Here is a 6050-nt window from a genome sequence, read left to right on the forward strand (position 1 = left end):
CCCGGCCAGCATCCGCAGCACGTGCAGCGGCTCGCCGCGTACCTGGCGGAAACCATGGGCGGCCCGCCATCGTACTCGGGGGAGTGCGGCGACCAGTCCGCGGTGGTGCTGCTGCACGCGGACTGCGGGGACATGAGCGACCTCGGCCGGCGGTTCGCGGACTGCTTCATGCTGGCGGCCGATGACGCCGGCTGGCCCGATGACCCGGCCTTCCGCGCCGCGCTGCGCGCGTTTATCGAGTGGGCGGTCGGCGAGGTGGCGCTGTCCCACCCGCGCGACACCGACGTCCCGCCTGGCCTGCCCATGCCGCGCTGGTCCTGGGACGGCCTGCAGCGGTTATCGGGGATAGAAAACCACCTTAAACGGTGGTTTTCTATCCCCGATCGTTGAAAACGACTGAGCGCCGGTCGATGAGCGCCTGAACGCCGTCGAGGATCAGGTCGATGCCGAACAGGAACTCCTCGCGCTCCGACCGCTGGCCGTGCGCCGGATCCGACCAGGCGATGCCGTACAGCAGCGGGTACGTTTTCCCGTCGACGAGTTCCCGCAGCAGCGCCTCGAACGTCCACGGTGCGGCAGGCTCGTCGCCGCCCCCGGCCGCGGCCGCCGAGTGCGCCGCCCGCGCCGCGTCGTTGGCCATCCGGGCCTCGCTGAGCGTGTAGGAGCTGAGCAGGCCGAGCACCCGGAGCTTGTCGGCGTCCGCCAGCCCTGTCCCGTCCAGGGTTTCCAGCCCGCGCTCGACGAAGAGCAGCGAGTTCGGCGCCACCGGGGGCGCCGCCATCGGCATCTGGGTGATCCACAGATGGCGCTCGATCAGCCTCCGGGGGTGGACCATGAGGCGTGGCTGGCGGCCGGCTATTGCGCGGGCATCCTGCTCGTGGCCTTCGCCGCGGCGTCGTGGCTGTTCCGGCACCGCACGGCGGCCTGACCCGCATATCGTCGTGACCGGAGGCGCGACGATGGCGTTGCTTGTGCTGCTGCGGCACGGTGAGAGCGAGTGGAACGCGGGGGACCTGTTCACCGGCTGGATCGACGTCGGGCTCAGCGAGCGCGGCGCGGCGCAGGCCGTTGTCGCCGGGGAAGCGCTCGCGGACGGCCGGCCGCTGCCTGACGTGGTGCACACCTCGGTGCAGCGCCGGGCCATCACGACAGCGGACCTGGCGCTGCAGGCGTGCGGCCGCGCCTGGGTCCCGGTGCGCAGGTCCTGGCGGCTGAACTCCAACCACTACGGTGCGGTCCAGGGACGGGTCAAGGCCGAGGTGCGCGCCGAGGTGGGCGAGGAGCAGTTCATGCGCTGGCGCCGCGGTTACGACGTGCGCCCGCCGCTCGGTGCGCCCGACGACGACCCCCGCTACGCGGCGCTGCCCGCCACGGCGCGACCGCGCGGGGAGTCGCTGCGGGACGTCACGGCGCGGCTGCTGCCGTACTGGTACGACGCGATCATCCCCGACCTGCTCACGTTTGGCTGCGTGCTCGTGGTGTCACACGGCAACACGCTGCGTGCGCTGGTCAAGCACCTGGAAGGCGTCGGCGACGAGGAGTCGGCGGCGCTGTCCGTGCCGAACGCCGCGCCGCTGCGCTACGAAGTCGACTCCGCCGCTTTCCTCGCGGGCTGGCGGCGCTTCTCCCGCGCGTAGACGACCGCCTGCTTCCCGTCGCCTGGACTGCGCCGCTCGATCACGAACAGCGTTGTCGCCCTGATCAGGTCGCTCAGCTTGGCGTAGCCGTAGCTGCGGGAGTCGAAGTCAGGCCGCTGGTTCGTGATGATGTTCCCGATCGCGGCCAGCGGCGCCCACCCCTCGTCGTCGGACGCCGCCTCCACCGCGTTGCGCAGCAGGTTCACCAGCGCGGTGTCGGCCCTGAGCTGCGCCGCGGTGGCCGGGGCGTTCCGCGCGGGCTTGGCCTCGGCGCCCGCGGCGTCGCCGCCGTCGAACGTGAGGTTCTCGATGTAGATGAACTTGTCGCACGCCGCGACGAACGGCTTCGGTGTCTTGCGCTCGCCGAACCCGTACACGATCAGGCCGGATTCGCGCAGCCGCGTGGCCAGGCGGGTGAAGTCGCTGTCGCTGGAGACGAGGCAGAACCCGTCGAAACGCCCCGAGTAGAGCAGGTCCATGGCGTCGATCACCATGGCCGCGTCGGTGGAGTTCTTGCCCTTGGTGTAGGCGAACTGCTGGATGGGCTGGATGGACTGCGCGAGCAGATGGTCCTTCCAGCCCTTCAGGTTCGTGCTGGTCCAGTCGCCGTAGGCACGCTTGACGTGCGCGGTGCCGTACTTGGCGACCTCGGCGAGCAGCCCTTCGGTGATCGACGGCTGCGCGTTGTCCGCGTCGATGAGCACCGCGAGCCTGGCGGTGTTCTCGCTGGCCATGCGGTCACGCTACAGCACGCCGCCGGCCGCACCGGGCGGGTCCGCCGCGTGTCGTGTTAAACATGTCGGCCAAATCGTGACTAAATAGTTACTAAGGCAAATTTGTCTGCAGCCACAAACGGTCTGCACTGGCCGTTGTGGTGGGCAAACCGTCTGCTCAGGGCCGCATTGAGGTGTTGACACCCCTTATGCGGCGGTCTAGCTTGATGTCAAATTTATTGGTCTATCAATTTCGTATGCCTGCAGGCTGCAGGAAGGTCTGGCAAACAGGGCTGTAATACCGCAGAGAGGCGGAACGGTGCCATGGAGCGCTCGACGGGAATACGGCGGTGGAGGGGAACCGGCCCACGGTGGCGCGCGTTCGCCGTCGCCGCTTGTCTGCTAGCAGGGGTGACGGCCTGCAGCTCAAGCTCAAGTTCAAGTTCAAGTTCCGCGCCGGTGCCCACGACGGCGAGCGCGGTGCCCTCACCCTCATCGGCGGGTACGTCCGCGGCGAGCGCCTACGCGGGCTCGGTGACCAACTACCAGCAGTACGTCGGCGGCTCGGGCGCGGCCAACACGAGCCTGTCCCCGGTCACGCTCGGCTGGGTGGAAGAGCAGGGCGGCCCGCCGAACGAGTCCTTCCCCCAGGCGACCGCCGCCGCCGAGGCGACCGTCAAGTTCATCAACGAAGCGCTCGGCGGCGTGCACGGCCACCCGGTCCAGCTGTCCCAGTGCTACATCGCCGCGGTCGAGGCGCAGGGCACCACCTGTGGTGACCAGATGGTCAACACCAAGGGCGTCGAGGCGATCGTCGAGGGCATCGACGCGGTCGGCAACGCCTCGATGTACGGCGTTGTCAACGGCACGATCCCCACGCTGGTCGGGGTCTCCGCCGACTCGGCCGACAACACCGGCAAGAACGTCTTCGAGCTCGAGGGCAGCGGCGCGAGCGCCACGGTCGCGTTCGGCCCGTTCCTGCGCAAGGAGTTCCCGACCGACACGACGGTCGCGATCGCCTATCAGAACATCCCCGGCGCGGCGCCGATCAGCGAGGCCATCGAGGCGTCGGCCAAGGCGAGCGGGTTCACGGTCACGATGATCCCCTACCCGGACACGGCGACCGACCTGGTCGCGCAGGCGACGCAGCTGGACCAGGCACAGATCCAGATCCCTGACTGCGGCTTCGTCGACTGCCCGGAGATCGCCAAGGCGATGACCGAGATCGGCGACACCAAGCCGGCCCTGTCGGTCCCGCTGTTCAACAGCCTGCCACCCACGGCCTACCAGGGCGGCGACCTGCCGCACTGGATCGTCGGCGAGGCGACCGCGAACCTGGAGACCCAGGCGGACCCGGGCGTCGCGGCCTACTACAAGACGATCGAGTCCTACGGCCTGTCGGCCACGGACACGGCCAACGCGTTCTCCGGCGTCGCCTTCGGCAGCCTGCTGTTCGCGGTCAAGATGATGAACGAGATCCCGTTCGCCTCGCTCTCCCCGGCGACGCTCACGGCCAAGATCAAGTCCTATGTCGGCGCGCTCCCGCTTGGCCCGACCGCTATCAACTGCACCGGCACGCTGTACCCGGCCGACACCAACTCGTGCAGCGACTACGACCAGTTCTACCAGTACGAGGGTCACGGGCAGTGGAAGCTGCTCGAGGGCTGGACGAACTAACCGACCATAAGGATCTCGATCAGTGCAGAACATCCTGCTCTTCGCGGTCCTCGGGCTAGGCGAGGGCGCGCTTATCGCCGCCCTCGCCATGTCCGTGGTCGTGTTCTACCGGGGGTCCGGCACCATCAACCTGTCCATGGGCGCCATGGCCATGGTGGGCAGCTACCTGTTCTACAGCGTGAACAACGCCGGCGTGCTGGGCTTCCACCCGCCCTGGTGGCTCGCCTTCATCATCGTCCTCGCCTTCGTCGCCATCATCGGCACGATCATCGAGTTCGGCCTGTTCTGGCCGCTGCGCGGCAGTTCACCGCTGGCCAAGCTGGCGGCCTCGCTCGGCCTGCTGCTGCTGGCGCAGTCGATCATCGCGCTCGCTTACGGCAACAGCGGGCTGTCCCCGACCTCGGTCCTGCCAAGCAGCGTGTTCCACCTGTTCGGGGCCGTTGTCCCGGTCGACCGGATGATCCTCACCGGGATCGCGATCGCCCTCGGGGTCGGGCTGTGGGCGCTGTACCGCTTCACCCAGTTCGGCCTGTCGACGAGGGCGGCGGCGGAAAACGAGCGGCACGCTATGTACGCCGGGGTGTCGCCACGGCGGCTGTCGCTGACGAACTCGCTCATTGCCAGCGTCATGGCCGGCGCGTTCGGCATCCTCGTCGCGCCGCTGATCACGCTGAACACCGAATCGCTGCCGCTGGAGATCGTGCCCGCGCTCGGTGCCGCGCTGTTCGCCGGGTTCAGCTCGCTCGGCGTGGCATGCTTCGCCGGCCTGCTGATGGGCGCGCTGTCGTCGCTGCTCACCTACTGGTCGTCGCTGAGCTGGTTCCCGCAGTCCGAGGGCACCCCGATCAACGGCCTTCCCCAACTGCTGTTCTTCATCCTGGTGGCGATCGCCATGGCCTGGCGCGGTTCGAAGGTGACCGCGCGAGGCGAGGTAACAGAAAAACGGATGCCGCTCGCGCCGCGCCCGGGCAACCTGGTGCGCTGGTCGGTGATCGGTCTCGTGGTCGGCGTCGTGCTGCTGATCGTCTTCCCGTATGAGTTCCGGCAGGCGCTGGTGAACTCCATGCTGGGGGCGATGATCTGCCTGTCGCTGGTGGTGGTGATCGGCTTCGTCGGGCAGATCTCGGTCGTCCAGGTCGGCTTGGCCGGCGTTACCGGCTACGCGATGTCGGACATGCTGCTGCACGTCGGCGGCGTGTGGGGCGACTTCCCGCTCGCGCCGCTCATCGGCATCGGCTGCGCGCTGATCGTCGGCTTCCTCACCGCGGTCGCGAGCTTGCGGGTCAGAGGGGTCAGCCTGGCCGTGGTCACGCTGGCGGGCATGTACGCGATCGAGAACTTCGGCTTCGGCAACGCGGCCTGGGGCGAAGGGAACAACGGTTCGCCGGTCAACCCGCTGCACGTCCTCGGCCTGAACCTGTCGCCAGAGGCGTCCTACCGGGGCTTGGACGGGGAGGTGCCGAGCCCTGTCTTCGGCTGGGTTGTCCTCGTCGTGCTGATCCTGCTCTGCCTGCTGGTGGCGGCCATCAGGCGGGGTTCGATGGGACAGAAGATGCTCGCCGTCCGCTCCAACGAGCGCGCGGCCGCGGCCGCTGGCATCAACGTGCGGCAGGTCAAGCTGACCGCGTTCATGGTGTCCGCGCTCATCGCGGGCGTCTGCGGCGCGCTGTACGCCTACAACTTCGAGACGGTCAGCTCGGACCTGTTCAGCACGATCAACTCGCTGGTGATCATCGCCTACGCCTACTTCGGCGGCATCACGATGATCACGGGCGCGCTGTTCGCCGGGCTCGGCGCCACTCAGGGCCTGATCCCGCAGGCGTTCGACACCTGGTGGGGACTGAGCGGCAACTGGGCGGAGCTGATCGGCGCGGTCGGCCTGCTCGTCACCCTGGTCGCGAACCCGGATGGCATCGCGGGCACCGCGTACTGGAAGCGCCGGGCGGCGCGCATGCGCGCGGCCGCCGCGGGGCCCGGCGGGCCGCCTGCCTCCGGGTCGCCGCTGGCCAGGCTCCGCACCCTC

6 protein-coding genes are annotated in these 6050 nt (G+C 68.8%); 4 read left to right on the plus strand and 2 right to left on the minus strand.

What is annotated here, in order from left to right; all coding sequences use genetic code 11:
• Window positions 1-390, plus strand: a 390-nt coding sequence (locus tag Q1N79_RS15330) for a hypothetical protein (RefSeq protein WP_300609650.1), incomplete at its 5' end; no start/stop codon positions are given.
• Here the strand turns inward: Q1N79_RS15330 and Q1N79_RS15335 are convergent.
• Window positions 374-835 carry a TetR/AcrR family transcriptional regulator C-terminal domain-containing protein gene (locus Q1N79_RS15335; RefSeq protein WP_300609652.1) on the minus strand — a complete coding sequence of 154 codons (462 nt, stop codon included), beginning with the start codon at window positions 833-835 and terminating at the stop codon, window positions 374-376. The two genes, Q1N79_RS15330 and Q1N79_RS15335, sit on opposite strands and share 17 nt — an antisense overlap.
• Before the next feature lie 106 nt (window positions 836-941).
• On the opposite strand from Q1N79_RS15335, the gene Q1N79_RS15340 reads away from it, so the two are divergent.
• Window positions 942-1637, plus strand: a complete 696-nt coding sequence (locus tag Q1N79_RS15340; RefSeq protein ID WP_300609654.1) for a 2,3-bisphosphoglycerate-dependent phosphoglycerate mutase — start codon at window positions 942-944, stop codon at window positions 1635-1637.
• On the opposite strand, the gene Q1N79_RS15345 is transcribed toward Q1N79_RS15340, so the two are convergent.
• Window positions 1580-2371, minus strand: a complete 792-nt coding sequence (locus tag Q1N79_RS15345; RefSeq protein WP_300609656.1) for an NYN domain-containing protein — start codon at window positions 2369-2371, stop codon at window positions 1580-1582. The two genes, Q1N79_RS15340 and Q1N79_RS15345, sit on opposite strands and share 58 nt — an antisense overlap.
• A 438-nt stretch (window positions 2372-2809) precedes the next feature.
• Between Q1N79_RS15345 and Q1N79_RS15350 the strand changes: the two genes are divergently transcribed.
• A complete protein-coding gene (locus tag Q1N79_RS15350; protein ID WP_300609658.1) occupies window positions 2810-4027 on the plus strand; it encodes an ABC transporter substrate-binding protein in 1218 nt (405 codons plus the stop codon).
• A 22-nt stretch (window positions 4028-4049) separates the two neighbouring features.
• Window positions 4050-6050: ABC transporter permease (locus Q1N79_RS15355; RefSeq protein WP_300609660.1), on the plus strand; the 2001-nt coding region annotated here is incomplete at its 3' end.

Origin of the sequence: Trebonia sp., from assembly GCF_030042015.1 — a bacterium.
GTDB lineage: Bacteria > Actinomycetota > Actinomycetes > Streptosporangiales > Streptosporangiaceae > Trebonia.